This window comes from Lentzea sp. NPDC006480 (assembly GCF_040611995.1).
Classification (GTDB): domain Bacteria; phylum Actinomycetota; class Actinomycetes; order Mycobacteriales; family Pseudonocardiaceae; genus Lentzea.
This window is the reverse complement of the sequence record NZ_JBEXPJ010000032.1, coordinates 20710-47370: the sequence shown is the minus strand read 5'-3', so window position 1 is coordinate 47370 and position 26661 is coordinate 20710. Positions and strand designations below refer to the sequence as shown.

Annotated in this window: 22 protein-coding genes; 11 read left to right on the top strand and 11 right to left on the bottom strand. The window is 68.4% G+C overall.

Translation table 11 applies throughout. The features are described 5' to 3' along the window. Window positions 1-55 precede the first annotated feature (55 nt). On the top strand, window positions 56-2035 hold the full coding sequence (locus ABZX92_RS15610) for an RICIN domain-containing protein (protein ID WP_355558938.1): 1980 nt from the start codon (window positions 56-58) through the stop codon (window positions 2033-2035). Window positions 2036-2056: 21 nt separating this feature from the next. Beyond that, a complete protein-coding gene (locus ABZX92_RS15605) occupies window positions 2057-2956 on the top strand; it encodes a cellulose-binding domain-containing protein (RefSeq protein ID WP_355558935.1) in 900 nt (299 codons plus the stop codon). A gap of 75 nt (window positions 2957-3031) precedes the next feature. Here ABZX92_RS15605 and ABZX92_RS15600 read toward each other — a convergent pair whose 3' ends face one another. Continuing rightward, complete coding sequence (locus ABZX92_RS15600; protein ID WP_355558932.1) at window positions 3032-3379, bottom strand: hypothetical protein; 348 nt, start codon at window positions 3377-3379, stop codon at window positions 3032-3034. Between the two features lie 299 nt (window positions 3380-3678). Between ABZX92_RS15600 and ABZX92_RS15595 the strand changes: the two genes are divergently transcribed. Then, entirely contained in the window at window positions 3679-6540 is a 2862-nt protein-coding gene (locus tag ABZX92_RS15595) for a BTAD domain-containing putative transcriptional regulator (protein WP_355558930.1), read from the top strand. A gap of 68 nt (window positions 6541-6608) precedes the next feature. Continuing rightward, the gene (locus tag ABZX92_RS15590) at window positions 6609-7118 is read left to right on the top strand and encodes a hypothetical protein (RefSeq protein ID WP_355558927.1); all 510 of its coding nucleotides are present in this window, start codon (window positions 6609-6611) and stop codon (window positions 7116-7118) included. Between the two features lie 106 nt (window positions 7119-7224). On the opposite strand, the gene ABZX92_RS15585 is transcribed toward ABZX92_RS15590, so the two are convergent. The 7 genes from ABZX92_RS15585 to ABZX92_RS15555 all read right to left on the bottom strand — a co-directional run bounded on the left by ABZX92_RS15585 (window position 7225) and on the right by ABZX92_RS15555 (window position 17074). Next, window positions 7225-8496 (bottom strand): YncE family protein, encoded by a 1272-nt coding sequence (locus ABZX92_RS15585; RefSeq protein ID WP_355558926.1) that lies wholly within the window; start codon window positions 8494-8496, stop codon window positions 7225-7227. A gap of 218 nt (window positions 8497-8714) precedes the next feature. Continuing rightward, complete coding sequence (locus ABZX92_RS15580; RefSeq protein WP_355558923.1) at window positions 8715-9545, bottom strand: substrate-binding domain-containing protein; 831 nt, start codon at window positions 9543-9545, stop codon at window positions 8715-8717. Then, window positions 9542-11989, bottom strand: coding sequence for a sugar-binding domain-containing protein (locus ABZX92_RS15575; RefSeq protein WP_355558920.1), 2448 nt, complete (start codon window positions 11987-11989; stop codon window positions 9542-9544). Before ABZX92_RS15575 ends, ABZX92_RS15580 begins: the two co-directional genes overlap by 4 nt. Next, complete coding sequence (locus ABZX92_RS15570; protein ID WP_355558917.1) at window positions 11986-12741, bottom strand: ATP-binding cassette domain-containing protein; 756 nt, start codon at window positions 12739-12741, stop codon at window positions 11986-11988. Before ABZX92_RS15570 ends, ABZX92_RS15575 begins: the two co-directional genes overlap by 4 nt. Next, window positions 12738-14417: a dipeptide/oligopeptide/nickel ABC transporter permease/ATP-binding protein gene (locus ABZX92_RS15565; protein ID WP_355558914.1), complete on the bottom strand. Its 1680-nt coding sequence runs from the start codon at window positions 14415-14417 to the stop codon at window positions 12738-12740. Before ABZX92_RS15565 ends, ABZX92_RS15570 begins: the two co-directional genes overlap by 4 nt. Then, window positions 14414-15412, bottom strand: coding sequence for an ABC transporter permease (locus ABZX92_RS15560; protein ID WP_355558911.1), 999 nt, complete (start codon window positions 15410-15412; stop codon window positions 14414-14416). Before ABZX92_RS15560 ends, ABZX92_RS15565 begins: the two co-directional genes overlap by 4 nt. A 3-nt stretch (window positions 15413-15415) precedes the next feature. Next, complete coding sequence (locus ABZX92_RS15555) at window positions 15416-17074, bottom strand: ABC transporter substrate-binding protein (protein ID WP_355558908.1); 1659 nt, start codon at window positions 17072-17074, stop codon at window positions 15416-15418. Between the two features lie 135 nt (window positions 17075-17209). On the opposite strand from ABZX92_RS15555, the gene ABZX92_RS15550 reads away from it, so the two are divergent. Next, the gene (locus ABZX92_RS15550) at window positions 17210-18433 is read left to right on the top strand and encodes an ROK family protein (RefSeq protein WP_355558905.1); all 1224 of its coding nucleotides are present in this window, start codon (window positions 17210-17212) and stop codon (window positions 18431-18433) included. 6 nt (window positions 18434-18439) lie between these two features. Here the strand turns inward: ABZX92_RS15550 and ABZX92_RS15545 are convergent, their stop codons facing one another. Next, on the bottom strand, window positions 18440-19285 hold the full coding sequence (locus ABZX92_RS15545; RefSeq protein ID WP_355558902.1) for an SGNH/GDSL hydrolase family protein: 846 nt from the start codon (window positions 19283-19285) through the stop codon (window positions 18440-18442). Window positions 19286-19417: 132 nt separating this feature from the next. Here ABZX92_RS15545 and ABZX92_RS15540 point away from each other — a divergent pair, with 132 nt between their 5' ends. Then, a complete protein-coding gene (locus ABZX92_RS15540; protein ID WP_355558899.1) occupies window positions 19418-20716 on the top strand; it encodes a DUF1996 domain-containing protein in 1299 nt (432 codons plus the stop codon). Between the two features lie 87 nt (window positions 20717-20803). Further along, entirely contained in the window at window positions 20804-21646 is an 843-nt protein-coding gene (locus ABZX92_RS15535; RefSeq protein ID WP_355558897.1) for an expansin EXLX1 family cellulose-binding protein, read from the top strand. A 3-nt stretch (window positions 21647-21649) separates the two neighbouring features. Here the strand turns inward: ABZX92_RS15535 and ABZX92_RS15530 are convergent, their stop codons facing one another. Together ABZX92_RS15530 and ABZX92_RS15525 are read right to left on the bottom strand one after the other, a co-directional pair. Then, window positions 21650-21994, bottom strand: coding sequence for a hypothetical protein (locus tag ABZX92_RS15530; protein WP_355558895.1), 345 nt, complete (start codon window positions 21992-21994; stop codon window positions 21650-21652). A 38-nt stretch (window positions 21995-22032) separates the two neighbouring features. After that, window positions 22033-22527, bottom strand: a complete 495-nt coding sequence (locus ABZX92_RS15525) for an RICIN domain-containing protein (RefSeq protein WP_355558892.1) — start codon at window positions 22525-22527, stop codon at window positions 22033-22035. A 254-nt stretch (window positions 22528-22781) separates the two neighbouring features. Here ABZX92_RS15525 and ABZX92_RS15520 point away from each other — a divergent pair, with 254 nt between their 5' ends. The 4 genes from ABZX92_RS15520 to ABZX92_RS15505 all read left to right on the top strand — a co-directional run bounded on the left by ABZX92_RS15520 (window position 22782) and on the right by ABZX92_RS15505 (window position 26658). Continuing rightward, window positions 22782-23495 carry a GntR family transcriptional regulator gene (locus tag ABZX92_RS15520; protein ID WP_355558890.1) on the top strand — a complete coding sequence of 238 codons (714 nt, stop codon included), beginning with the start codon at window positions 22782-22784 and terminating at the stop codon, window positions 23493-23495. Window positions 23496-23749: 254 nt separating this feature from the next. After that, window positions 23750-25195: an NCS1 family nucleobase:cation symporter-1 gene (locus ABZX92_RS15515; protein ID WP_355558887.1), complete on the top strand. Its 1446-nt coding sequence runs from the start codon at window positions 23750-23752 to the stop codon at window positions 25193-25195. Beyond that, window positions 25192-25914 (top strand): aspartate/glutamate racemase family protein, encoded by a 723-nt coding sequence (locus ABZX92_RS15510; protein ID WP_355558884.1) that lies wholly within the window; start codon window positions 25192-25194, stop codon window positions 25912-25914. Before ABZX92_RS15515 ends, ABZX92_RS15510 begins: the two co-directional genes overlap by 4 nt. A gap of 66 nt (window positions 25915-25980) precedes the next feature. Next, window positions 25981-26658, top strand: coding sequence for a DUF1345 domain-containing protein (locus ABZX92_RS15505; protein WP_355558881.1), 678 nt, complete (start codon window positions 25981-25983; stop codon window positions 26656-26658). Window positions 26659-26661 lie beyond the last annotated feature (3 nt).

Below are 26661 nucleotides of genomic sequence, written 5' to 3'. Positions count from 1 at the left end.
CCACGCGGTCCTCGGTAGATGTTAGCGCGAACATCGCCCGTTCAACGGAGAACCGATGACCAGATTCCCTGCCCTTCTCGCCGCTTCGGCGCTCACGCTGTCCACAGTGGTCTCCAGCGGCGTCCCTGCCACTGCCGCCGTGGAGTCCGTGACCGTGCGGCCGGATCCGACCTATCAGCAAGAGCCGTTCCAGGGCTGGGGCACGAGCCTGGTGTGGTTCGCGAACGCCACCGGCGGCTACCCGGACGAGATCCGCAACCAGCTCGCGGAGCTGCTGTTCGGTGAGGACGGATTGAACCTCAACATCGCCCGCTACAACATCGGCGGCGGCAACGCCCCGGACGTGCCGCAGTACCTGCGCGCGGGTGCGGCCGTGCCCGGCTGGTGGAAGGCACCGGCGGGCACCAAGCGCACCGACACCGACTGGTGGAAACCGAACGACCCCAGGTTCTTCGACGCCTCGGCGGACCCGAACCAGCGCTGGTGGGTCGACCGGATCAAGTCGGACGTCACCAGGTGGGAGGCGTTCAGCAACTCGCCGCCGTGGTTCCAGACCGTCAGCGGTTACGTGTCGGGTGGGCTCGACGCCAATGCCGATCAGCTGCGCGAGGACCGCATCAAGGACTTCGCCGCGTATCTGACGCAGGCGACCGCGGAGCTTGAGCGTTCACACGGCATCAAGTTCTCGACGCTCGACCCGTTCAACGAGCCCAACACCCCGTACTGGAGCACGAAGCTCGGCCCGGACGGCAACCCCACCGGCGGCCGCCAGGAGGGCGCTCACATCAGCCCGGCGCTGCAGGCGAAGGTTGTGCCCGCGGTGGCGGACGCGTTGCGCGCCAAGCGACTCAAGGCCGTCGTGTCCGCTCCGGACGAGACCAACCCCGGCATCTTCGCGGACGACTGGGCGGGCTATCCGGCCGAAGTGCGTCAGCAGCTCGGCCAGTTGAACGTGCACACCTACGGCCAGGACCGCCGCACGTCCGCCCGTGACATCGCCAAGGCAGCGGACAAACCGTTGTGGATGAGCGAGGTCGACGGCTCGTGGGGGACGAAGCAGGACTTCACCGCCATGGACTCCGGCCTGGGCATCGCCGCCCGCGTGATCGACGATCTGCGTGAGCTCGAACCACGCGCGTGGCTGCTGTGGCAGGCGGTCGAGGACTACGACAACATGAAGCCCGGCGGCGAGACGCCGAACGGCATGAACTGGGGCGTCGTCCAGATCCCGTTCAACTGCGGCCCGCAGGACACGCTCGCGACCTGCCCGGCGCGCGTCAACTCCAAGTTCCACACGCTGCGGAACTTCACCCACTACGTCAAGCCCGGCGACCGCCTGGTCAAGGTCAACACCACGTCGGACGTGGCCGCGGTGCGCAACACCGAGCTGAAGACCGTGGTGCACCTCAACCAGTCCGAGCAGCCGCAGTCCGTGACGCTGGACCTCTCGGGCTTCGGCTCGGTGCGCCCCAACGCTTCCGTGCGGCCGATCGTCACCGACATGTTCGGCGCGCTGACCAAGGGCGCCGCGGTCCGGGTGAAGGACCGCAAGGCGACGCTCACCGTGCCCGCGCGGTCGGTCGTCACGTTCGACGTGTCGGGTGTGAGCGGTCTCAACCGCTCGGCGGCGTTGAACGGCGAGTACCGGCTGACCGGTGTGCAGAGCGACAAGTCCCTCGCCCCGTCCGGAACTTCGCTGGTGCAGCGCACTACGGACACCGCCGCGAGCGACCAGGTGTGGCGGCTCGAGCGCAAGACGAGCGGCTACGACAGCGACGTCCAGTTCGCCGTGGTGAACACCGCCAGCGGCCAACGGATCGCGGCCGTGGACGGTAACGCGACGCTGACCAAGTCCGACAGTCCCGCTGCCCGGTGGCTGCTGTCGTCGACCGGTGACGACAGCTGGACGTTCGTGAACGCCGCGACCGGGGCGCTGCTGGACGTCGTCGGCGAGTCGCGCGAGGACGGAGCCAGGATCGGTTTGTACCACGCGACTTCTGGTGCAAACCAACGCTGGACAGCAAGATCTCGTTGAGTTGAGCATTCAGGAGTGACGGTGGCGCGCAAGCACGTGCTGGTGATGTTGACCCTGCTCTGCGCGGGGTGCTCAGCCGACCCGGCGGCGCCGCCACCGTCCTCCCGAACACCGCTGAAACCACCGTCGCTGATCAACGAGGTGGTACCGCCGCAGAACGTGATCACCGTGGTGAGCGACGTGCTCGACGCCCGCACGGTCGAGCTCGCCGACGGCTCCCGCGTCCGGGTCGCGTCGCTGGCGGAACCCAAGGCGTGCTGGGCCGCGGCGTCACTCGACTTCGCCAGGTCGACGCTGCTGGCGCGATCCGTGCGGTTCACCGGCCTCACCCCCGGCGAGATCACCCTCGAACTCGAGGACGGCACCGACTACGCGGTGCTCGCCGTGCAGCGGGGCGCGTTGCGACCGGAAGGCGTCGACGGCGGCCCGCTGATCAACGCCCAGGAGGAGGCCGCCGCGGCCAGGCGCGGCCTGTGGGGCCCGCCCTGCGACGGCTCGGAGACGGCGAAGTCTCCTTCACCCCAGCCACCGACCATGCCTCCTCCCGCACCGCCGGCGACATCGCGCGAAACTCCGCCGACCACTGCGCGACCGCCCGCGAAGACCTGCGCTGTCGCCTACCGGGTCACGGGTCAGTGGCAGGGCGGTTTCCAGGCCAGCGTGACCGTGCGCAACACCGGCACTCAACCGACCAGCGGCTGGTCGTTGCGGTGGAGCTTCTCCAACGGCGAATCGGTGCGGGACATGTGGAACGCCTCGCCGCGGCAGTCCGGTTCGACCGTCACGGCGGTCAACGCCGACTACAACCCGCAGATCGCACCGGGTGGCTCGGTGCAGATCGGTTACAACGGCAACGCGAGTGGCCCGCACTCGGCGCCGGCCGCGTTCACGTTCAACGGTGCGCAGTGCTCGGTCGAGTAGCGCACTGCGGCCCGGCACACCACGCGCCGGGCCGCAGTCGTTCATGGACAGTCGCGGACCGAGGTGTTCACCGCGTCAGCAGTAGACCTGGACCCCGCTCGCCAGCTTCGCGGGGATCGTCCTGTTCGTCCACGCCGCGACGTAGACGCTGCTGCCGTCCTTGTAGAAGACCGTGAACGGGTTGCCGTGCGCCGAAGCGTGGCGGTAGTAGTCGTCGAGACCGGTCACGCCGCAGTGCTCGACGTTCCAGACGGATCCGTTGACGTGATGGACGCAAGCGCGCCCGTAGTCGCAATGGTCGCTCCAGTACTGAGTCTGGAAGTCGCTGGCGGAAGCCGCACCGGTACCACCGATGAGCGCGGCCACTCCCAACGCGACAGCCAGAGCCGCACGACCCGCGAATGCTTTGATCGAAGTACTCAAGACCACATCTCCATTCCGGTACAAGAACATGAGGGCGCCGGACGGGTGGCTGCCCCCAGCCTCACGGCGGTCCCCTTCCGCCGGCGGTGTTGCCGCCCGATCACCGAGAACGAAGCTACCGAGCACCGTTGGCACGAAGTCTGGTGTGCGACAGCGTGATCTCCAGCTGGTGCTGCGACGCTGCCTGACCAGGGGCGGGAGATTCGCAGTAGCCAGATCATCCGGGGATGGGCCAAGCTCGAAAGGAGCAGGACTGCCGGTTGGGAGGCCGGCACCGGCACACTGGGGAGAACGGACACATGCACGACGATTTTCGTGCGTTCGGCGCCGAGCTGCGCACAGACCGCATCAAGGCAGGGCTCACACAGCAGGAACTGGGGAAGCTGGCGGGAGTCAGCGTGCGCACGGTGCGGGCCATCGAGCAGGGACAGGTCGAACGCCCGCACCAGGCCTCGTTGCTGCAGCTCGAACGCGCGTTGCGGCACAGTCCGCTGCCGCATCTGCGCATCGAGGTGCTGGGACCGTTGACGGTCCGCAGGTTCGACCGCCCGCTCGACGTCAAGACGGGGAAGGTGCGCACGTTGCTCGGCGTGCTCGCCTTGCACGCCAACGAAGTCGTGTCGGCGGACCAGCTGGTGGAGGTGCTGTGGGGCGAGCGTCCGCCGGCGACCTACCGGGATCTGTTGCACGGCTACGTCTCACAGCTGCGCAAGATCATCGGGGATCGGGTGGAGACGCAGACGAGATCCGGCTACCTGCTCAAGGCGGGGCAGGACCAGGTCGACGTGCTCCAGTTCACCGATCTCACGCACCAGTCGCGCTGGTCGGAAGCGCTCGACCACTGGCGCGGCCCGGTGCTCGCGGACCTGCCGGATCCGGTGCGGTGGCTGCCGAGCGTGCTGGCGCTGGAGGAACGACGCCTGGCGGTGACGATCGCCTTGGCCGACGAAGCGATCACGTCCGGTGACACCGCGGCGGTGGTACCCCGGCTTCGCGCGCTCGCGTCAACCGAACCGCTGCACGAGGGACTGCACGCCAGACTCGTGCTCGCGCTGGCGGCCAACGGTCAGCAGAGCGAGGCGCTGGCGGTCTGCGCGGAGATCCGGCGGATGCTCGCCGACGAGCTCGGCGTCGAGCCGGGAACCGAGCTGCGGCAAGCACAACAACGCGTGTTGCGAGGCGCGGAACCGGCCGCCGCGCCCGAGCAGGTACCTCGCCAGCTGCCTTCGGCGCCGAGACGGTTCGTCGGACGTGCCCGGCAACTGGCCCAGCTCGCACTCACCGGGGTGTCGGTCATCTGCGGTCCGGCCGGGGTGGGGAAGACCTGGCTGGCGCTGCAGTGGGCGCACACCGTCCGAGCCCGCTTCCCGGACGGGCAGCTGTACGTGAACCTGTGCGGCTTCGATCCGGGGGAGAACCCCGTGCCACCGGAAGTGGCGATACGAGCGTTCCTCGAAGCACTCGGCGTCGCGGCGTGCGAGATACCGTCGAACTTCGTCGCACAGGCCGCGATGTACCGCACTTTGCTGGCGGACAAGCGAATGCTCGTGGTGCTGGACAACGCCCGCGACACCGCGCACGTGGATGGCCTGTTGCCCGGCGGGGACACCTGCGCGGTCCTCGTCACCAGCCGCCGGCGATTACCGGGCCTGGTGTCCGCACACGGCGCGTCGATCGTCACCGCCGGCGTTCTCGACGACCACGAGTCCTGCGAGCTGCTGGCGAGCCACCTCGGCGACGACAGGCTCAGCGCGGAACCCGATGCCGTGGCCGAGGTGGTGCGCCGGTGCGCGGGTCTTCCGCTGGCGCTGAGCATTCTGACCGCGCGGGCCGCCACGGAACCCGCTCTTCCGCTCGCGGCCATCGCCACCGAACTGCGCGATGCGGCGGCCGGGCTGGACGCGTTCGACGCGGGCGAGCTCGCCGTCGATCTCCGCGCCGTGTTCACCGCGTCGCTCACGAGTCTGTCGCCGGAGGCCGTGCGGACGTTCCGCCTGCTGGGCACCGCACCGGGTCCCGAGATCGGGATCGCCGCGGCGGCAAGCCTCATCGGCGCTTCCGCGGCGGAAACGGTGCTGTCGCTGGACCTTCTTCGCGTTGCCCATCTCGTCGACGAGGACGTGCCGGGCCGCTTCCGACTGCACGACCTCACTCGTCTGCACGCCGCCGAACTCTGCACCGCGCGGGAGAAGCAGGAGGCCCTGCACCGCGTCACCCAGTTCTACCTGCACAGCGCACGGGCAGCGCACGACGTCCTCTCGCCGCATCGCGAACAACCAGCCGCGGAACCTCCGCCACCAGGATGCGTCCCGGCCACACCGGCCGACATGTCCGACGCGCTGGCGTGGTTCGAGACGGAAAACGCTTGCCTGCTGGCCGCGCAACGCCGAGGTGGCCCGCAGTCCTGGCTGCTCGCCCGCGCGATGGGCGTCTACCAGTGGCGGAAAGGGCGAGTGCACGACTCCGTGGACGTGTGGCACGTCGCCCTGGCCGAGGCCGAACGACTGGCGGATCCGGACGCACGCCTGCTGGCCCAGCGCTCGCTCGGCGACGGCTACGCGGCCGTGTCGCAGTTCGCCGCCGCGCAACACCATCTGGACGAGGCGGTGAACCTGGCCCACCGCGCCGGGGCCAGAACCGAAGAAGCGCATGCCCACAACTCCCTGGCGTGGATGCACGATCAGCTCGACGACCACCCTCGCGCGCTGGAGCACGCCATGCGCGCATTGGCGCTCTACCAAGCCCTCGGCCACCCACATTGGCAAGCCGACATGCTCAACTGCGCCGGCTGGTGCCACATCATGATCGGCGACCACGACCAGGCCCGGGCACTCTGCGAGGCCGCGCTGTCCCTGTGCCGCCGCCACGGTCACCTCGACGGCGCCACGCACACCCTGAAAAGCCTCGGCTGTCTGGCCCACCGCACCGGTGACCACACCGGGGCCGTGCGCCACTACAGCGAGGCGATCGCGCTCTCCCGGCGCCTCGGCCACACCTACGTCGAGGCCAGCCTGCAAGCGGGGCTCGGCGAGACCGAGCTCGCCCGCGGCCGGTACCGCGAGGCAGAACAGGCGTGGACGCAGGCGCTCGCTCTCTACCGGGCCCAGGGCCGTACCACGGCGGCACAACGGATGGAGAAACGACTGGCCGATCTGCCCTGAGGCCGGCTTGAAGGGCAGGTCCCGCGCGTAGCGAGCACAAGATCGACGGTGTCACTAGGCTTGCGGGCGTGTTGGGGAAGAAGCGCGGAGGCGGGCTGCCCCGGTGGGCGGGCCCGTTCTACCTGGTCGCCGGCGTGGTCACGCTGGTCTGGGCGGGTGTGCTGTTCAACGACTTCCTGAACGCGCCCGAACGGTGCCCGGACACCAGGGTGCGCTGCGGGGCGTTCCTGACCACCTCGTTGCGTCAGTACACCCTCTCCTGGGTGATCTTCGACATCGCGCTCGCCATCATGCTGGTCGTCACCGGGTGGCTGGCGCTGCGGCGACGGGACCACGTGCAGCTGCCCGCGTCGGTGACGGGCGCGTTGCTGTTCGTGGACGCGTGGTTCGACACGATGTCGAGCCCGCGCCGGGACCGCCCGCTCGCCTGGGCCCAGGCGCTGTTCGTCGAGCTCCCGCTCGGGCTGGTGTGCTTCTGGCTCGCGGCACGTGCGGAACGAGTCCGCAGGGAACGGCTCGCGGACGCGTTGCGCCGGCTCGGAGAGGAGCAACCGGAGTCGAGCAATCGAGTTCCGTGAGCAGCGAACTCGATTGTGCGAACACGTAACCCTTGCGGCTCAACGGAAAGCGAGTGGTTCACCAGGTCGCAGGGCGGCGGCGCGCACGCCCTGCGACCTGGTGCGATCAGTTGGCCGGACCGGTCCACCCCGTGGGCACGTGCCCGATCCGGACGCGCTGCGGGTGGTCGCCCACCGGCACGGAGACCGTCTTCTGCCCGGTGGCGAAGTCGATCGCGGTGATCTGGTCGGAGCCGCTCTCGGAGATCACGCACTGGCGACCGTCACCGCTGACCGTTGCCCAGTAGGGCTTCGAAGCCGCGACGAGCGGGTCCTGCTGCAGCGAGGCGCGGTCGACGACCGTGGCGTAGTCGTCCATCGTCCCGGCGACGCAGAGCTTGCTGCCGTCGGGGTTCATCGACAGGCCGTGGTGGCGCGAGTCGTTGACGAACGTCTTGCGGTCGTCGCTCGTGTTCGAGTTCTTCGGCAGCGTCTTCACCTGCGTGATGGCGTCGGAGGCGACGTCGTACTCGACGAAGCCGTTGAAGTACGACACCTGGAAGTACAGCTTCGAGAAGTCCGGCGAGAACACCGCGGGCCGCACGGCGTTGGACAGGTCGCTGCGGCCGAACGCGTTCAACCGGCTGCGCATGTCGATGGTCTTGACGGTCTGGTAGGTGTTCGCGTCGACGACGGTGATGTGCCGGTCACCCTTGAGCCAGTCCTGGTCCGGCGCGTCGAAGTCGTTGTTCACCTCGCCGATCGACATGTTCCAGAGGTACCGGCCGCCGTTGGTGAACACGTTCTCGTGCGGCTTGTCACCCGTCTTGAACGAACCGAGCTGCCGGCCGGTGTTGATGTCCAGCACGTGCACGGTGTTGGAGGTCGACGCAGAGACCGCGACCCTGCTGCCGTCGGGGGAGACGGCCATGTGGTCGGAGCGGAAGCCCGACACCGGGAACCGCCACTTGATCTTGCCGGTGGCCAGGTCGAGCGACACGACGTCGGCGAAGCTGGGCCGCGAGACGACCACGGCACTTCCGTCGGGCGTGGTGTACATGTCGTCGACGAACTGGTCGTGACCCTCGCCGGGACCGTTGCGGATGCCGAGGAAGAACGCCAGCTTGATGGGGTTGAGGTAGATCTCGGCGAGTCGCTGGGACTTGTCCGGGATGACGTTGACGCGGCCGATCTTCGCGAAGTCGCCGGTGGACTTCACGACGTCGGCGGTGCCGTCCCAGTTGTTGCCGACGAACATCACCTCGCGCAGCTCGGCCGAGGCGTTGGCGGAGGCAGTGGTCGCGGCGACGCAGGAGGCGAGGATCGTGGCCGCCGCGGCGGCCTTCGCCAGACGTTTGAGAGCGCTCCCGCCAGGAGCGTTGCGTGCAGGGTCGGACATGGCTGCTTCTCCGGGTGAAGTGGGCGCTTCGGGCGCGAACGTGGGAAGGGCACGTTCCTGAGGAGAGCGCGGAACTGGCCGGGTTCGGCGCCTACCTACTGGATAGTAGGCAAGCGTGATCCCCGCCACAAGATCGTGGGCCGGAGTCAGCCGAATATTTTTCACGTTGTTGCCCGCGCCGCCGCCGGTGCGTCAACGAGCGAACCGCCTGGTGGAGGTCACGCCGGAGCGGATGCCGTGGTGCCGCGCGGGATGCAGTGCGCGGTGGGGGACCAGCGCGGCGTGACGGGAACGCCGTCGATCCGTTCGAGCACCGACTCCGCCACCGACACACCGAACTGATGCACGTCCACGCTCATCGTGGTCAGCGCAGGAGAAGCCAGGCGGCACAACGTGGAGTCGTCCCACGCCACCAGGCTGAGCTCGTCCGGCACCGCGACGCCCAGCGACGCTGCCGCGGCCAGACCCGCCACGGCCATCACGTCGTTGTCGTAGAGGATCGCGGTGGGCGGTTCGGCACGGCCCAGCAGCGCCGTGGTCAGCTTGGCGCCCGCTTCCTCCGAGTAGTCGCCCTCGACGATCACGGGTTCGACACCGGCTTCGAAGCACCCCGAGAGCAACGCGGCGGTGCGGGCTCGGGTGTGCTGCAAGGCGGCAGGCCCGGTCACGCGGGCGATCCGCCGATGCCCCAGTTCGAGGAGGTGCCGGAGCGCCTCGGCCACCGGTCCGGCGTGATCGGTGCGCACCGCGGGCAGTTCCGGATCATCACCGACGACCACCGCCGGCAGGCCCAGTTCGACGAGCACGGCCGGGCGCGGGTCGTCCACCACGGGATTGACCACGACGGTCGCGTCGACGAGACCGCGCGCGGACCAGCGGCGATAGGCGGCGATCTCGGCCTCGTGGTCCGCCACGACGTGCAGCAGCACCGAGAGGTCGCGCTCGGCCAGCCGTTCCTCGATGCCCGCGATGAACTCCATGAAGAACGGCTCGACGCCCAGCAGCCGCGCGGGCCGGGCGAGCACGAGCCCGACGGCGGACGTGCTCATCGCGGCACCACGCTCAGGTCGTTGGCACAGCGCAACACCAGCGGATCGGTGAAGGCCGCGGGGTCGACGACGGCGTTCGTGCGGATGTGGAACACGCGTACCTCGCCGGCCAGCATCGGCACGAGCATGTCGTCCACCACGGCATCCGGCGCGACCCGGTCGGCCAGGATCGCCACGTCCTGCGCGAACGACTGGGCGGACACCTCGACCTCGTAGCCGCCGGGGACGGCTTCCGCTTGGGCGACAAGCGGTTGCGGGTGGTACGCCAGCTCGGAGTCGGGCCGGAACCGCAGGATGGCGCGCGCGTCGGCGGTCGTCGCCACCAGCACCTCCTCGTCCTCGTGCACCGCTCGCAGCAGCGGTTCGTCCAGGGCCAGTTCGACGACTGACCTGGGCGGAACCGTTCGGCGCAGTCTAGTCAGGTGCAGCGTGACACCCCGGAAGCTCTGCCGATCCTGCGTGATGTGCGCGTCCCACGGTTCGTCGTGGTCGTTCACGGCGATGAGCACCAGCCTGCCGTCGCGGGGCTGGAACGTCAGCAGCCGCGGCGCGAACGCGTGCCGCAGCCCGTACCAGAGCGGCTTGCGGCGTTCCTCGCTGTCGATCGCCGCCCACGACGTGACGGGCCAGCAGTCGTTGAGCTGCCAGACGACCGCGCCCGCCGTGCGCGGCCACCACGAGCGGAAGTGCTCGATGCCGAAGCTCACCGCGCGGGCCTGGTTGAGCTGCGTCGCCCAGTGCCAGTCCGGGAACCGTTGCGGCACCGGCAGATGCGCCGCCAGGCCGCGGTCGAGCTTGCCGTTGCCGTCCTCGGCCTTCTGGTGCGTCAGGAAACTCGGCGACGACGGCGTCAGCGGTTCGTCGTGGACCCACCGAGTCAGCGTGGACCACGTCGGCGGGCCCTGGAAGCCGAACTCCGAGCAGAACCGCGGCACGTGGTCGCGGTAGTGGGTGTGGTCGACCTCGTTCCACACCTGCCACTCGTGCCGGGTGCCGTGGTTCTCGTCGTTCGGATGGAGGCCGCCGGGGCTGTACGGGCTGCCGGGGCAGTAGAACCGGGTCGGGTCGAGCTCGGCGACTATCCGCGGCAGCAGCTCGTCGTAGTACGCGAGGCCCCAAGTGCGGCCGTCGAGCTGCGCGGGCCAGCCCCAGTCCGCGAAACCCCACAGGTTCTCGTTGCCGCCGTTCCACAACGCCAGCGACGCGTGCGACATCAGGCGGACGACGTTCTCGCGCGCCTCGGCCTCCAGCTCACCCCGCACCGGCTCCTCCTCCGGGTACGCGGCACACGCGAGCGGGAAGTCCTGCCACACCAGGACACCGCGCTCGTCGCACACGTCGTAGAAGTCGTCGGACTCGTAGATCCCGCCACCCCACACGCGCAACAGGTTGATGTGTGCCTCCACCGCCTGGTCGACGCGCCGGGCCAGCCGCTCGGGCGTGATCCGGGTGAGGAAGTGGTCGTCGGGAATCCAGTTGGCGCCCTTGACGAAGAGCGGCTTGGAGTTCACCACGACGGTGAACGGCGTGCCGATCTCGTCGGGCGTCGTGTCGACGGTGACCGTGCGGAACCCGATCCGCCGCGACACAGCGTCCAAAATGGTCGATCGGCCTCGTAGCACGACCTCCAGGTCGTACAACGGTTGTGAGCCGTGTCCGACCGGCCACCACAGCGAGACATCCGGTACGTCGACGCGTGCGACCACGGTACGTTGCCCGGGCGGAACCACGACGGTGCGCTGACAGGTGCCCACCGCTATCTGCAACGTCAGGACGTCGTCGTCGGCCCACTCGACCTCGACGTGCAGCTCGACACATCCGGTCCCGTCCGGGGAAACGGTCACGACCGGGCGCACCTGCGCGAGCCGGGCGGTGTGCCAGCGCTCCAGCCGGACCGGCCGCCAGATGCCCGCGGTCTGCAGGTCGGGGCCCCAGTCCCAGCCGAAGCTGCACGCCATCTTGCGGATCATGTTGAACGGGTGGGCGTTCACATGGGGGCGGTACCCGAGCCCGGCCTCGGCCTTCTCGGCGTGCGCCAGCGCGGAGGAGAACGACACGGTGAGATCGTTGCCGCCGTCGACGAGGAACCGCCGGACGTCGAACCGGTAGCTCCGGTGCATGTTCGCGGTCTGGCCGAGCAGATGCCCGTTGAGCTCGACAGTCGCCATCGTGTCCAGGCCGTCGAACACGAGGTCCACCCGTTGGTCCGAGGTGACCGCGGCGGCCAGGAAGGTGGTGCGGTAGTGCCAGTCCGCGCGGTGCATCCAGGTCAGCTCGGTCTCGGCCCGGTCGAGGAACGGATCGGTGATCAGCCCGGACGCCAGCAGGTCCAGGTGCGTGCTGCCGGGCACGGTCGCGGGTACGGCGCGGCCACGGACGTTGTCCGGCACCTCGGCCGTCGTCGCGGTCAGCTGCCAGCCGTCGTGCAGGTGCTGACGGATCAAGGCTGTCCTCCCGGGGAGAAACGTGCTTCGGGGTTCGGCGCGGCGGCGGCCAGCCGGCGGGTGTACGGGTCCTGCGGGCGCACGAGCACGTCGTCGCTCGGCCCGCGCTCCACGATCCGGCCGCGGTGCATCACCAGGACCTCGTCGGAGAAGTGCCGGGCGGTGGCGAGGTCGTGCGTGATGTAGAGGACCGCGAGGTTCTCCTCGCGCTGCAGGCGGGCGAGGAGTTTCAGCACTCCCAGCCGGATCGAGACGTCCAGCATGGACACCGGCTCGTCCGCGATGATCACCTTGGCGCCGGGTGCGAGCGCTCGGGCGATGGCCACGCGTTGCCGTTGCCCGCCGGACAGCTCGTGCGGCCTGCGGTGTGCGAAGTCCGGGGTGAGGCTGACCCGTTCCAGCAGGTGGGGAACCTCGGCGCGAGAACGTCCGTGCAGCTTCAACGGCCTGGTGAGGTGATGTTCGACGGTGTGGAACGGGTTCAGCGAGGCGAACGGGTCCTGGAAGATCATCTGCACGTGGTCGCGATAGCCCCGGCGCGGCACCGGTTCGCCGTCCGGGCCGGTCAGCACGATCTCCCCGGACGTCGGGCGGACCAGGCGGGCGATCATCCGCGCGATCGTCGACTTGCCCGACCCGGACTCACCGACCAGCGCGACCGTGCGGCCCGCGGTGAGCGTGAACGAGACGTGGTCGACCGCGTGGATCTGGTGGAAGGTCTTGGTCAGGTCGCGGACTTCCAGCGTGGTCATGTGATCAGCGCTCCTCGCTCGCCGGTCAGGCTGGGGAACGACGCCAGCAGCTCACGCGTGTACGGGTGCTGGGGCCGCAGGTACATGTCCTCGGCGGTCGCGTGCTCGACGACCCTGCCGTCGCGCATCACCGCGATCCGGTCGCTCAGCTCCAGCAACAACGGCAGGTCGTGCGTGATGAACACGACCGCGAACCGCAGCTCGTCGCGCAACCGCCTGATCTCGTTGAGGATCTCGCGCTGGACCAGGACGTCCAGCGCGGTGGTCGGCTCATCCATGATCATCACCGGCGGGTCGAGCAACAGCGCCATCGCGATCATGACCCGTTGCCGCATGCCGCCGGACAGCTCGTGCGGGTGAGCGCCCAGCCGCGCAGGGTCCACACCGACGAGCCGCAGCACTTCCGCACACCGCAGTTCACGGTCCGGCGCGGACATCTCAGGTCGATGCGTGCGCAGGACGTCCTGCAGTTGTGCGCGGACGGGCGTGACGGGGTTCAGCGAGTTCATGGCGCCCTGGAACACCATCGAGAGCCGGACCCAGCGGAACTCCCGCAGCTCTTCCGGTCCCAGCGCGAGAACGTCGACGTCGTCGAACATGACTGACCCGGACGTGACCTCGGCGGGCGGCCGATGCAGGCGGTTGATCGCGTAGGCGAGCGTGGTCTTGCCGCAGCCGGACTCCCCGGCCAGGCCGAGGATCTCGCCCCGGCGCAAGGTCAGCGACACGTCCTTCACCGCGTGCACCGGCTTCGCGGCCTGGTACACCACGTCGAGGTTCCGGACCGTCAGCACGGCGTCCTGGTCGACCGGCACGATCTCCGCGTCGACCGCCACCACGTCACGCTCGCGCCGCGCCTTGTCGCGCAGCCGCGGGTTGATGATCTCGTCGATGCTGAAGTTCACCAGCGCCAGCGCACCACCGAGCAGCGCGATGATCAGTCCGGGTGGGACGAACCACCACCACGCTTCCCGTTGCAGCGCGAAGCCGTTCTGGGCGTAGTAGAGCATCGTGCCGAGCGTGGACGAGTTCGCCGCGCCGAGCCCGAGGAACGACAGCCCCGCCTCGCTCAGGATCGCCAGCACGACGGCGAACACGAACTGCGAGGCCAGGATCGGCAGCAGGTTCGGCAGGATCTCCACGCAGATCACCCGCCACGTCTTCTCCCCGGACACCCGCGCCGCGGCCACGTAGTCCCTGTTGCGCAACGACAACGTTTGCGCCCGCAGCACGCGAGCCGCCGCTGCCCACCCGGTGACCGCCAGCACCAGCGAAATCGTCCCGGTGCCGCGCTGGTCGGGAGGCACGAACCCGGCGATCACGATCACCAGCGGCAACCCGGGAATCACCAGCATCACGTTGGAGAAGACCGAGAAGGCCTCGTCCACCAGTCCGCCGGCGTAGGCGCCGAAGATGCCGAAGATGCCGGACAGCACGGTCGCCATGACCCCGACGAGCAAGCCGATCCACAGCGATCCGCGAGTGGCGTGGGCCAGCTGGGCGAGGATGTCCTGGCCGGTCACCGTGGTGCCCAGGAGGTGCTCGCCGCCGGGCGGGGTGAGCCCGATGTCCCTGATCGTGGCCGGATCACCGGTGAACAACGGGCCGAACAGTCCGAACAGGACGATCAGCGCGGCCAGGCCGAGCCCGGCGCCGAGTTTGGGAGACCAGGTCATGACACCGCGCTCCGATCCCTCGTCCGGGCGTCGACCAGGCCGTACAGCAGGTCCACGACCAGGTTGGCGCCCAGCACCGCGATGGTGATCACCAGGAAGATCCCCTGCATCAGCGCGTAGTCGTTGTTCTGCACGGCCTGCAGCAGTTTCGAGCCGATGCCGGGGTAGGAGAACACCAGCTCGGTGACGATCGACCCGGACACCACGAACCCGAGTGAGATCGCGAACCCGGCGACGGACGGCAGCACCGCGTTGCGGGCCGCGTACCGGATCATGATCCGGCTGTCCTTCAGTCCCTTGGCGCGCGCGGTCAGCACGTAGTCCTCGGACATCGCCGACACCATCATGTTGCGCATGCCCAGCAGCCACCCGCCGACCGACGAGATCACGATCGTCAGCGCGGGCAGGATGCCGTGGTAGACCGCCGAACCGAGGAACTCGCCGTCCCAGCCGGGATCGAGCACGACGTCGTAGCCGCCGTTGAGCGGGAACCAGCCCAGTCCGGTCGACAGCAGCGCGACCAGGATCAGCGCCAGCCAGAAGTACGGCACCGCTGACAGCACGGTGGTCGCGGGCACCAGTGCGTCGAGCCACGTGCCGCGCTTCCACCCCACGAGCGCGCCGAGCCCGACGCCGAGCAGGAACGACAGCAGGGTGGAAAGTCCGACCAGCACGATGGTCCACGGCAGCGAGTCCGCGATCACGTCGGACACCTTCGCCGGGAACGCGCTGACCGACACCCCCAGCTCGCCGCGCAGCAGGTTGCCCAGGTAGCTGAAGTACTCCTTGACCACCGAGCCGTCGCCACCCGTGCCGAGCAGGGTCTCGTAGGCCTTGCGGGCGGCGGGATCGACGGTCCCGCCGCGTTGCTGGAGCTTGGCCATCAGGATGTCGACGGGGTTGCCCGGCAGCATTCTGGGGATGACGAAGTTCAGCGTCACCGCCGCCCACAGAGCCACCAGGTAGAAAGCGGCCTTGCGCACGTAGTAGTTCATCGCTCACTTCCCGGCGGGCTTGAGCTTCACGTACACCTGCGAGGCGTCGGGCCGCTTCCACACCGCCGGGAACGCGTACAGGTCGTCCTCGCTCGGCCAGCCGGTGAACGCCCTGTCGTGGTACTCGGTCGGGATTCCGCCGGTCAGCACCGGGATGTACGGCAGGTACTTCTCCAGCTCGACCTGGATGGCGTCGTAGAACGGTTGCCGCGCGGGGTTGCCCCGGTCGGTCTTCTTCAGCTCCGCCAGCGCGTTGTCGACGATCGGGTTGCTGAACCGGGAGAAGTTCGGCGTCGCGGTCTGGCCGACCGGTGCGGTGGTCGCGGTGGAGAAGAAGTAGCTGTAGGTGTAGTACGGGTCGGGCGCGGGGCCCTGCTCCACCGAGTCGATCAGCAGCTCGTACTGGCCGCGGCCGCGTGCGTCGGCCCACTCGTTCCAGGACAGCTGCTGCGGGGTGATCTTGACGCCGATCTGCAGCAGCTGCTGGCTCAGCGTCTCCAGCGCGGTGATGTAGTCGGTCCAGCCGGCGACCACCTTCACGCTGAGCGCCAGTGGTTTGCCGTCCTTGGCGTAGATGCCGTCGGCGCCCTTGACGTAGCCGGCGGAGGTGAGGAGTTCGCTGGCCTTGGCGACGTCCGGGTTCATCGGCGCCATGCGGTCGGTCAGCTTGCTGGAGATCAGCGACGCGTCCCGCGGCTGCAACGTGAAACCGGGCGACATCTCGGTGTTGACGTTCTGGAACGCCAGCGAGTTCACCTGGGTGCGGTTCATGCCGTAGTAGATGGCCCTGCGCACGGCCGGGTCGGTCTGCGCGCCCTGGCAGCCCAGCTGTGCGTTGGAGCACGAGAACAGCGCGACCTGGTTGAGCGGCAACGTGATCGCCTTGTAGCCGGGGTAGTTCTGCTCGATGTCCTTGATGTCCGGGATCGGGCCGGTCTGCCAGTCGATCGATCCCGCCTTCAGCGCGTCCACCCCGGCCTGGTTGCCGGACAGCGACAGGTAGCGGACCTGCTTGACCGCGGGCTCACCGCCCCAGTACTTCGGGTTCGCCTTGAGGGTGAACGACTGCGCCTTGAAGTCGCCGAGCTGGAACGGGCCGGTGCCGACCGGGTTCTGGTTCACCTCGGTCGCCGGGTTGCCGATGTTCTTCCAGATGTGCTCTGGCATGATCCACAGCTGGCCGAGCACCTGCGGTCCGTCCATGTAGGACGGTTCGGGGAACTTGACGGTGACATGGGTGTCGTCGACCGCGGTGGTCGTGCCCTTGAACCCGGTCCGGTTCATGGCCGGGGTCTTCGCGACCATGTCCAGGGTGAACGCCACGTCCTTCGCGGTGAACTTCTGACCGTCGGACCACGTGGCGTTGTCCCGCAGCGTGACCGACAGTTCCGTGCCGTCAGAGTTCCACTTGAAGTCCTTGCCCAACAACGGTTTCGGCGGCACGTCCCGCGCGATGTTGTAGAAGAACAGCGGCTCGTAGATCGTGCCCGGCCCCTCGATCTGGGTGGGGGCGTACGGGTTGAAGTTGAGCTGGAAGTCGCCGGCCTGCCCGGTGTAGACGACGAGGGTGTCGCGGGTCCCACCGCCCCCGCTGGATCCTGAACAGGCCGCGGTCGCCGCGACCACCACCGTCAGACCGAGTGCGCAGAGCTTCTTGAGCATCGTTGATCCTCCCGTCGCTGGGTGGTCCGCGGCGAGGATTCTTCAGTCACTAAACAAAGAAAGTCAACGCGTCCAGATGGTTTACTGGTCGCGACTTGTCGATGAGCGAAGTTCGTCGTTCGACGGAGGAATGCAGTGAGCGGACCGGCGCGGATGACCCACGCCAGCACCAGGGCGGCCGTGCTGGACCTGGTCCGGGCGGCGGGCATGATCAGCCGCGTCGGCCTGGTCAACGCCACCGGGCTGACCGGCGGGACGATCTCCACCGTCGTGCGCGGGCTGATCGACGAGGGCCTCGTCGCCGAGACGGGGCACGCGGAGTCGACCGGCGGCAAACGCCGGGTCATGTTGCAGCTCAACCACTTCGCGCGCTATGCCGTCGGCGTGCACCTGGACGAAGCACGGATCACCTACGTGCTCACGAACCTCGGTGGCGCAGTCGTGGCGCGCATCTCGCGCGCGGGCAGTGGCGACGCAGAGGTTTCTGATGTGGTCGCCAGGATGGCCCGCGAGGTCGACGCGCTGATCGACAGCGTCGGTGTCGAACGCGATCGAATCCTCGGGCTGGGCCTGGTGTCGGCACGCCCGTCGGAGCACCACGAGTTCGGTCAGGCGCTGGAACGGGCGACCGGGCTGCCGGTGGTGCTCGACAACGACGCCACCGCCGCCGCGATCGGTGAGCACTGGTCCGGCGGTGTCGGCGCCACGTCGACGTTCGCCGCGCTGTACCTGGGGACCGGGATCGGCGCGGGGGTGGTGCTCGGCGGCACGACCTACCGCGGCCCGAGCGGCCACGCAGGCGAGATCGGCCACCTCTGCCTGGATGTCGACGGCCCGGAATGCCGTTGTGGCGCAAGAGGGTGCCTGGAGGTGCTGGCCGGTCCCGGCGCGGTCGTGGCACAGGCACGGGCGGACCGCGCGCTGAGCCGTGCGGCCGGTCTGGCCGGCGGCCGGACGCGGGCCGCGGCACCGGTCGCGGCGGACTTCGCGGCGATCAGCCGAGCGGCGCGGCGAGGCAACGCGCGGGCTTTGGCGTTGCTGGAACGGTCTGCCCGGTACCTCGCGGTCAGTGCCCGCGCGCTGGCCAACGTGCTGGACCTCGAGGTGCTCGTGCTCACCGGGCCGAGCTTCGCCATCGCGGGCTCGGTCTACCTGCCGGTGCTGCGCGCGGAGCTCGATCGCGCGTTCATCGCCAGGGCCGCGCATCCGGTCTCCGTGCGGTTGTCGCCGTCGGCCGCGTCGGCACCGGCCATCGGCGCCGCGGCGATCGTGCTGCAGTCCGAGCTCGTGCCGCGGCAGACGGGCATGCGTCTGCCGGACGATCTGGCCGCCGGCGAACCGCCGGTGTTCGTCCGCTGAAATCCCTCATTTGAGGTAAGACGAGAGCGGAATTCGCTGGTCGCGCAGGGCTTTGGCGACGACACCGGCGATCTGCCCGGCTCCGGCGGCTTCGAAGTGGGTGTGGTCGTTGCAGAAGAAGGCACCGACCGGGCCCTTGGTGTAGTCACCGTCGTTGGGGCACAGCTTGAGCGTGTTGTAGAGCGTGTAGCTCAGCTTGTGCAGGTCGATGACGGTGACACCGGCGGCCCTGCCCGCGTCGGCCGTCTCGGTGAGGAAGCCTCGGGTGCCGACGGCAGAGCTGCCGCTGCACCTGATCGCCGAGACGGGCGTGAGGAAGATCGGGGTGACACCGCGGTCCTTGGCCGCCTTGGCCATCAGGCCCAGGAGTTCTTCGTACCGCGCGGAACCGACGTGCCGGGGACAGTTGGAGTCGCCGTCGTTGATCCCGAACTGGATCATCAGGTAGTCGCCTGCCTTCATCCCGTTCGCGGGATCGAGCATGGTCAGCCAACGCTGGTGGAACGTCCTGGGGCTCACGACGCACTCGCCCGCGGAGTCCTTGGTGCTCTTCACGTTCGACTCGTACAGCCAGGTCTGGATGCTCCTGCCCGCCACGGCGTTGTTCACGACGGTGACGTCGTCCTTGAACAGCGGGTCGAACCGGCTGCCCCAGCCCACCGGGCAGCTGGACCGCGGGTCGGCCATGGTCGAGTCGCCGGCGAGCCAGACCTTCACGCTCGCGGCGTTCGTCGACGCGCCGGCGGTGGCGGGGGAGCAGCCGGGTTGATCCGCGGCTGCCGGATCGGCACCGACGACGAACGGCAGGACCGCGAGCACCGTCAAAGACAGGAAACGTTTCGATCGCCGCATCCGTTGAGGCTAGGGCGGAATCGTCGATCCGGACAATGCCGTCGAATCGATGTCGACCAGGCCGTTCGACAGTTGTTCGATTCGAACGCAGTCGAAATGAGCCGTTTCGGCTCCCCGTCCGTACCCCGGGGTATGAGCCTCTACAAAGGACAGCCTCTCGTGCTGAAGGCCGCGGCGGGCGTGCTGGGCCTCGTCGCGGTCGGTGCGCTCGTGGTGGCCACGACGAGCAGCGACGAATCCGCGCTGGCCGACGGGGCGGACAAGAGCTTCTTCGTCGACATCACGAAGGTGAAGCCCAACGTCAAGAAACCCAGACCGGAGAACGGCGCGACCACAGGCACGTTCACGGTCGACTGCGGCCGCAACGAGAACAAGCACTTCAACCCGGACAACTTCATCGCGCAGCCGGGTGTCCGCAACGGTGCCCAGCACCTGCACGACTACGTGGGCAACCTGGACACGGACGCGGACTCGAACAACAAGTCGCTCGAAGCGGCGGGCACGACCTGCAAGAACGGCGACAAGTCCGCCTACTTCTGGCCCGTGATCCGCATCGACGACGATGACGACCAGACCAAGACGGTGAGCTGCCCGGACGTCAGGAGCAAGCTGCCGGACGTGCCGAACCAGGCGAAGGCGGAGGTCGACCGCAACCTGCAGCTGCTCAAGACCCAGATCGACGAGGCCAACAAGCGTCTCGCCAAGAACGAGAACCCCCGCGACCGCAACTTCAACCAGAACGCGATCGTGGGGCCGTTGAAGGACAAGCGGGTCGCCACCATCGACCGCATCGCCATCGCGATCGGCCGCAACGCGCCGAAACCGCAGGGTCTCGAGAAGCTGGCGCCGTGTCAGCTGGGCGAGGGCAAGGCGAACGAGAACGAGCTGGAGGGCAACGACGGCGAGATCCAGCGTCCCGAGGTCGCCGAGCTGCAGTTCCGCGGTTCGCCAGTGGGCAAGGTCGTCGCGATGCCGAAGTTCCTGCGCATCCTGTACGGCGACGCCAAGGTCACGGCCAACGGTGTGAAGAACGCCAAGGACTCGTGGACCTGCACGGGCTTCGAGGACAAGGTGCAGATCAACAAGTACCCGATCTGCCCGCAGGGCTCGAAGGTCAAGCGCGTCCACGACTTCCCGAGCTGCTGGGACGGCAAGAACATCGACTCCGCGAAGCACCGCGAGCACATCGTCTTCCCCGACGGGAACGGCCGGTGCCAGAAGGGTTTCAAGGCCGTGCCGCAGCTGCGGATCTCCCTGACCTACAACATCCCCAGGGACATCCAGCAGAAGGGTCAGTACAAGGTCGATTCCTTCCCGGAGGAGGCGCACAACCCGTTCTCCGACCACGACGACTTCGCCAACGTGATGTCGCAGCAGATCATGGACAGGCTGGTCAACTGCGTGAACACCGGCAAGAAGTGCAAGGAGTGAATTTCTGGCACGGCGTCTTGACGACCTCAAGACGCCGTGACAGCTTTCGGCTCACAATGACCACATCACGAAAATGGGGCTGATTTGGTGACACGAGGTCGTCTCGCGGTGCTGGTGGCTGCCGCGCTCCTGGTGGTGACAGCGGGAATCGCATTGCGGGGCAACGCGAGCGTCTCAGGCCGCCCGGTCGCTGTCTCCGCCCCGCTCACCACCACGACCACGGCGCCGCCACCAACGTCCGAGCCGCCGGTGACGTCATCTTCACCGGCGACTTCCTCGGCCCAACCGGCGCCCGTCGCCGCAGCGGCAGACGCACCGCTCGCGAGCAAGATCAAACCCGGTGTCGCCCACAGCGGCCCGGCGACGTTCTACGCCTCCGACGGCGGCGGTGCGTGCTCGTACGACCCCGGCCCAGACCCGTTGACGGTCGCCATGAACTGGTCCGACTACGAGGACTCCGCGGCGTGCGGCGCCTACATCCTGGTGACGGCCAACGGCAAGAGCATCACCGTGCGGGTCACCAACCTCTGCCCGGCGCCGTGCCGGGTCGGGCAACTGGACCTGAGTCGGGAAGCGTTCGCGCGGCTGGCGAACCCGCAGACCGGCGAGATCCCGGTGACGTGGACGCTCGTCAGCCCGCCGCTGGAGAAGAAGATCTCCGTGCGTTACAAGACCGGCTCATCGCGGTACTGGTGCGGAATCCAGGCGATCGACCACCGCAACCCGTTGGCGCGGCTGGAGGTTCAGGTCGGCGGGCAGTGGAAGGAGCTGCCGCGCAAGGAGTACAACTACTTCCAGTCCGAGAACGGCGCCGGCTGCGGTGGGACGATGGCGCTCACCGACATCTACGGTGAGCGCCTCGTCGTGAACCCCCTGCCGGTCAAGCCGGACGTGACCCAGCCGACGAACGTGCAGTTCGCCGCGCGTTGACGGTCACCACCAGCCGGTGCAGCCGCCCTGGAGACGGTCGCACAGCCGGAAGGCGATCTTCGAGACGTCGTTGTAGGACCCGGAGTACGCCGAGTTCCTCACGACGCCGTCCTCACGGCGCTGCAGGTACGTCTGCGTCGGCAGGGAGGAAGGACCGTCGGTCCACCACTTGCCGTCGTAGTCGTTGCCGTCCCAGTTCCAGGACTTGCAGAGCCGCACCGAGCCACCGGCGGGGCCGTCCAGGTCGGAGCACTGCTGGGCGGCCGAGGCGGGCGTGACGGCGAGCAGGCTGATGCCGACCGCGGCGGCGAGCACGGCGCCGATCTTCTTGACAGCGTTCAAGGACATGCGAAATCCCCAGTTCTTCTTCGTGGTGGAGTGCCGGATCAGGCGTCGATGAAGCGGGCCTTGAACTGCCAGCCCTGCTCGGCGCCGCCGTTGGCGCTCCATTGGACGATCTTGGCGCCGTTGGCGGTGCTGCCGCCGCCGGAGACCGAGGCGACCTTGCCGCTCTTCGCGTTGACCAGGTAACCGTTGCTCGCGTCCCACGACTGCTCGGCCTCGCCGTTGCAGTTCCACTGGACGAGCTCGGCGCCGTTGGCCGTGCTGCCGCCGCCCGAGACCGAGAGGCACTTGCCGCTCTTGCGGTTCTTGAGCGCGCTGCCCGACCAGTACCAGAGCTGCTCGCCACCGTCGTTGCAGCTCCACTGGATGACGTTCGCGCCGTTGGCGGTGCTGCCGCCGCCTTCGACGGACATGCACTTGCCGCTGTGGTAGTTCACCAGGTTGTAGTAGGTCGCCGCGCTGGCCGGCGGGGTCACCGCCAGGGCGATGCCGAACATGGCGACACCGGCGAAAACCGTTCTGGCGAAAGAAAACATCGCACCTCGAATCCTTTGGGCAGCCCGCCGCCAGGTTACGTCCGCTGCGGAGGGCGGCAAGCTCGCGATGATCGAGTTCGCTCGCTGTTCATCTGCCCGCCATCCGCGCTTCCGGCCTGTTGATCTCGTCGAACGCCATCGACAGGCCCGGCGCTGATCGGGGTGGGGCTGCGGCTGAAGGTGGCGCCCATCCGCCGCTCGACGCACTGCCACAAGTCCTCACGGGACGATGCTGGTGGCATAGGCTCCGCGGCATGCCGGGTCCGCGGAAGCGTTCTGCGTTGATCGCCCTGCTGGTCAGCGACCAGCAGGGCGGTTCACAGGCCGCGATCCTGGAGGAGCTGCGCCGGTGCCTGCTCGACGGCGGCGTGCCACCGGGCACCGCGATCCCGCTCGACGAGGTCGCGCAGGTGTTCGGGGTGAGCCGCATCCCGGTGCGCGAGGCGCTCAAGACGCTGATCGGCGAGGGTCTGGTCGAGCACCAGCCCAACTTCGGTTACCAGGTCGCGAAGCTGACGCCCCGTGAGCTGCACGAGCTGTACGTGGTGAGGGAAGTGCTGGAGATAGCGGCCCTGACCGCGGCGGTGACGGCAGCGACCGAGCAGGACGACATCGAGGCCACCGCCACGCACGAAGCGTTGGGGCAGGCCATCAAGGCTCAGGACGTGCGCGGGTATCACCGCGACAGCAGGCGGTTCCACCTCGCGCTGGTCCGGCCGTGCGGGATGCACCGGCTGCTGGCCATGCTGGAGTCGGCGTGGAACACCACGGAACCGGTGCAGCCCATGGCTCACGTGTCCGACGACGTGAAAGCCGTGATGCACCACGACCACGGGGAGATGCTCGCCGCGTTCCTCGCGCGGGACGAGGAACGGCTGGTCGCGGCGGCGCGGGCACACCACGGCAGGCTGCGGGCGTCACTCGCCGCGTTGCCTCGTCACACGGGGTTGTTCGTCGACACCGACTAGGCGGTTGATACCCAGGGCGCCGTCCCGCCCACGTCCATGAACGGCGCTTTCATCCACCTGAGGTCCATGAATGCGCCCTTCATGGACCAGCCAGAACGTGCATACCAGGCATATTGCTCACTGAGAGCGCTCTCCTGCATGGCCTTGGAAGCGAACGTCTGGCGCCGCGGAAAGATATACGGTTCGCGTCATGAGCGCGTAATACGGCGGGACCAGGCTGCTCGCACCACATCCGAGGGCACGAGGAGTTGGTGATGACAGATACAGTCTCCCGCCCGGCGAGCACCACGAAGCCGCAGTACGACCCACGTCTCACGAACGAGGACCTGGCGCCGCTGAAGAAGCAGTCCTGGGGCTCGTACAACATCTTCGCGTTCTGGATGTCCGATGTGCACAGCGTCGGCGGGTACGTGACGGCGGGCAGCCTGTTCATGCTCGGCCTGTCGAGCTGGCAGGTGCTGCTGGCGCTGCTCGTCGGCATCGGCATCGTGAACGTCTTCTGCAACCTGGTCGCGAAGCCCAGCCAGGTGACCGGGGTGCCGTACCCGGTCATCTGCCGGGCGTCGTTCGGCGTGCTGGGCGCGAACGTCCCGGCGATCATCCGCGGGCTCATCGCCGTCGCCTGGTACGGGATCCAGACCTACCTCGCGTCGGCGGCGCTGAACGTGGTGCTGCTCAAGCTCTTCCCGGCGTTGATGCCCTACGCGGACGTGCGGCAGTACGGATTCCTCGGGCTGCCGTTGCTCGGCTGGGGTTCGTTCGCGCTGCTGTGGATCGTGCAGGCGGCGGTGTTCTGGACAGGCATGGAGACGATCCGCCGGTTCATCGACTTCTGCGGCCCCGCCGTGTACGTGGTGATGTTCCTGCTCACCGGCTACCTGATCTACCGGGCCGGCTGGGGCGCGATCGACCTGAGCCTCGGCGAGGTCGAACACACCGGCCTCGCCTCCATCCCCGTCATGCTCGGCGCGATCGCCCTCGTGGTCTCGTACTTCTCCGGGCCGATGCTCAACTTCGGCGACTTCTCCCGCTACGGCCGCTCGTTCGCCGCGGTGAAGCGCGGCAACCTGCTCGGTCTGCCGGTGAACTTCCTGGTGTTCTCGGTGCTGGTGGTCGTGACGACGTCGCTGACCCTGCCGGTGTTCGGCGAGCTCATCACCGACCCCGTCGAAACGGTTGCGCGCGTCGACAGCACGTTCGCGATCGTGCTGGGCGCGTTGACCTTCAGCGTCGCGACGGTCGGGATCAACATCGTCGCGAACTTCATCTCGCCCGCGTTCGACTTCTCCAACGTCAGCCCGCAGAAGATCAGCTGGCGCGCGGGCGGCATGATCGCGGCGGTCGGCTCGGTGCTGATCACGCCGTGGAACCTCTACAACAGCCCGGAGGTCATCCACTACACGCTGGAGGTGCTCGGCGCGTTCATCGGCCCGCTGTTCGGCGTGCTGATCGCCGACTACTACCTGGTGCGCAAGCAGAAGGTGGTGGTGGACGACCTGTTCACCATGTCACCGGAAGGCCGCTACCACTACCGCAAGGGCTACAACCCCAAGGCGATCATCGCCACGGCTCTGGGCGCGATCGTCGCGGTGGCCCCGGTCCTGGTGCCCGCGCTGGCCGGTGCCGCGCAGTACACCTGGTTCATCGGCATGGCAGTGGCGCTGTGCACCTATGCTCTCGCGTCCCGGCGTGCTCGGTGATCATCAAGGTCGTGAACCCCAACACCAGCCAGGAGATGACCGCGCTGGTGGAACGCTCGGCCAAAGCCGTGGCGGGCTCGGACACCTCGGTGTACGCGGTGAGTCCGGCGATGGGGCCGGCGTCGATCGAGAGCCACTACGACGAGGCCCTGAGCGTGCCGGGCCTGCTGACGGAGATCGCGGCGGGAGAAGTGTCCGGTGTGGACGGTTATGTCGTCGCGTGCTTCGGCGATCCCGGGATCGACGCCGCACGGGAGTTGGCTCGCGGTCCGGTCGTGGGCATCGCCGAAGCGGCCATGCGCACGGCCGCCTACCTGGGACGGGGTTTCACCGTGGTGACGACTCTGTCCCGCACTCGTGGCCGGGCGCGGGATCTCGCCGAACGGTACGGGATGCGCGGGCTGTGCCTCGGCGTGCACGCCTGCGAGATCCCCGTGCTGGAGCTCGGCGACAGTGCTTTGAGCGCGGTCACGTCCGCCTGCGCCCGCGCCGTGGAGGAGGACGGCGCGGACGCGGTGGTGCTCGGTTGCGCGGGCATGACGGACTGGGCGGCACCGATCGCGGAGGCCATCGGCGTGCCGGTGGTCGACGGTGTCCAGGCCGCCGTGCTCACGGTGCAGGCCTTGGTGGAGCAGGGTTTGCGCACGGGCAAGCGGGACGAGTTCGCCGCCCCGCCGCCGAAGCGGTACACGGGGCTGCTGCGGGACTTCGGTCACTGAGCGCGTTGGACCGAACAGGGCGGCTCCTGTCGCGGCGGCGGGCCTCATGTCGTACCTTCCAGCCTCATGCCGCAGGATCTTCCGACCCGCCCACCGTCCGACGACGGCTTCGTCCTGGCGAAGGCGAAGTTCGCGACGGTGATCGCGGCCGGTGTCGCCGCGGGCCTGGCGGTCTCGGTGACCGGCCACGCGGAGTTCGGGCCGCTCGTCGGCTGGGACGTGGCGACGCTGGTCTACCTGACCTGGGTGTGGCTGCTGATCTGGCCGATGGACGCCGAGGAGACCGCCAGGCACGCCGTGCGCAACGACCCCACGCGCACCGTGACCGAGATCGTGCTGCTGCTCGCGTCGACGGCGAGCCTCGTTTCGGTCGGTTTCGTGCTCGCCCGCGCGTCGCAGACGTCCGGCGGCTCGGAACTGCTGCGCGTGGGGCTCGGCGTGCTGTCCGTGGTGCTGTCGTGGATGGTCGTGCACACGATTTTCACGTTGCGCTACGCCCGGCTCTACTACTACGACGTGGACGGCGGCATCGACTTCAACCAGCCCGAACCGCCCGACTACGGCGACTTCGCCTACGTCGCGTTCAGCATCGGCATGACCTTCCAGGTCTCCGACACCTCGCTGTCGACCCGCGACATCCGCCGCACCGTGCTCAAGCACTCCTTGCTCTCGTACCTGTTCGGCACCGGCGTGCTGGCCACCACGATCAACCTGGTGGCCAGCATCAGCACCACGTCAGGCTGAGAC

Excerpts from the sequence above, each read along its gene's own strand:
- ABZX92_RS15610 (WP_355558938.1), top strand. The coding sequence starts at position 56 with ATGACCAGATTCCCTGCCCTTCTCGCCGCTTCGGCGCTCACGCTGTCC.
- ABZX92_RS15595 (WP_355558930.1), top strand. The coding sequence starts at position 3,679 with ATGCACGACGATTTTCGTGCGTTCGGCGCCGAGCTGCGCACAGACCGC.
- ABZX92_RS15585 (WP_355558926.1), bottom strand. The coding sequence starts at position 8,496 with ATGTCCGACCCTGCACGCAACGCTCCTGGCGGGAGCGCTCTCAAACGT.
- ABZX92_RS15580 (WP_355558923.1), bottom strand. The coding sequence starts at position 9,545 with ATGAGCACGTCCGCCGTCGGGCTCGTGCTCGCCCGGCCCGCGCGGCTG.
- ABZX92_RS15570 (WP_355558917.1), bottom strand. The coding sequence starts at position 12,741 with ATGACCACGCTGGAAGTCCGCGACCTGACCAAGACCTTCCACCAGATC.
- ABZX92_RS15565 (WP_355558914.1), bottom strand. The coding sequence starts at position 14,417 with ATGACCTGGTCTCCCAAACTCGGCGCCGGGCTCGGCCTGGCCGCGCTG.
- ABZX92_RS15560 (WP_355558911.1), bottom strand. The coding sequence starts at position 15,412 with ATGAACTACTACGTGCGCAAGGCCGCTTTCTACCTGGTGGCTCTGTGG.
- ABZX92_RS15555 (WP_355558908.1), bottom strand. The coding sequence starts at position 17,074 with ATGCTCAAGAAGCTCTGCGCACTCGGTCTGACGGTGGTGGTCGCGGCG.
- ABZX92_RS15545 (WP_355558902.1), bottom strand. The coding sequence starts at position 19,285 with ATGCGGCGATCGAAACGTTTCCTGTCTTTGACGGTGCTCGCGGTCCTG.
- ABZX92_RS15540 (WP_355558899.1), top strand. The coding sequence starts at position 19,418 with ATGAGCCTCTACAAAGGACAGCCTCTCGTGCTGAAGGCCGCGGCGGGC.
- ABZX92_RS15530 (WP_355558895.1), bottom strand. The coding sequence starts at position 21,994 with ATGTCCTTGAACGCTGTCAAGAAGATCGGCGCCGTGCTCGCCGCCGCG.
- ABZX92_RS15525 (WP_355558892.1), bottom strand. The coding sequence starts at position 22,527 with ATGTTTTCTTTCGCCAGAACGGTTTTCGCCGGTGTCGCCATGTTCGGC.
- ABZX92_RS15520 (WP_355558890.1), top strand. The coding sequence starts at position 22,782 with ATGCCGGGTCCGCGGAAGCGTTCTGCGTTGATCGCCCTGCTGGTCAGC.
- ABZX92_RS15515 (WP_355558887.1), top strand. The coding sequence starts at position 23,750 with ATGACAGATACAGTCTCCCGCCCGGCGAGCACCACGAAGCCGCAGTAC.
- ABZX92_RS15505 (WP_355558881.1), top strand. The coding sequence starts at position 25,981 with ATGCCGCAGGATCTTCCGACCCGCCCACCGTCCGACGACGGCTTCGTC.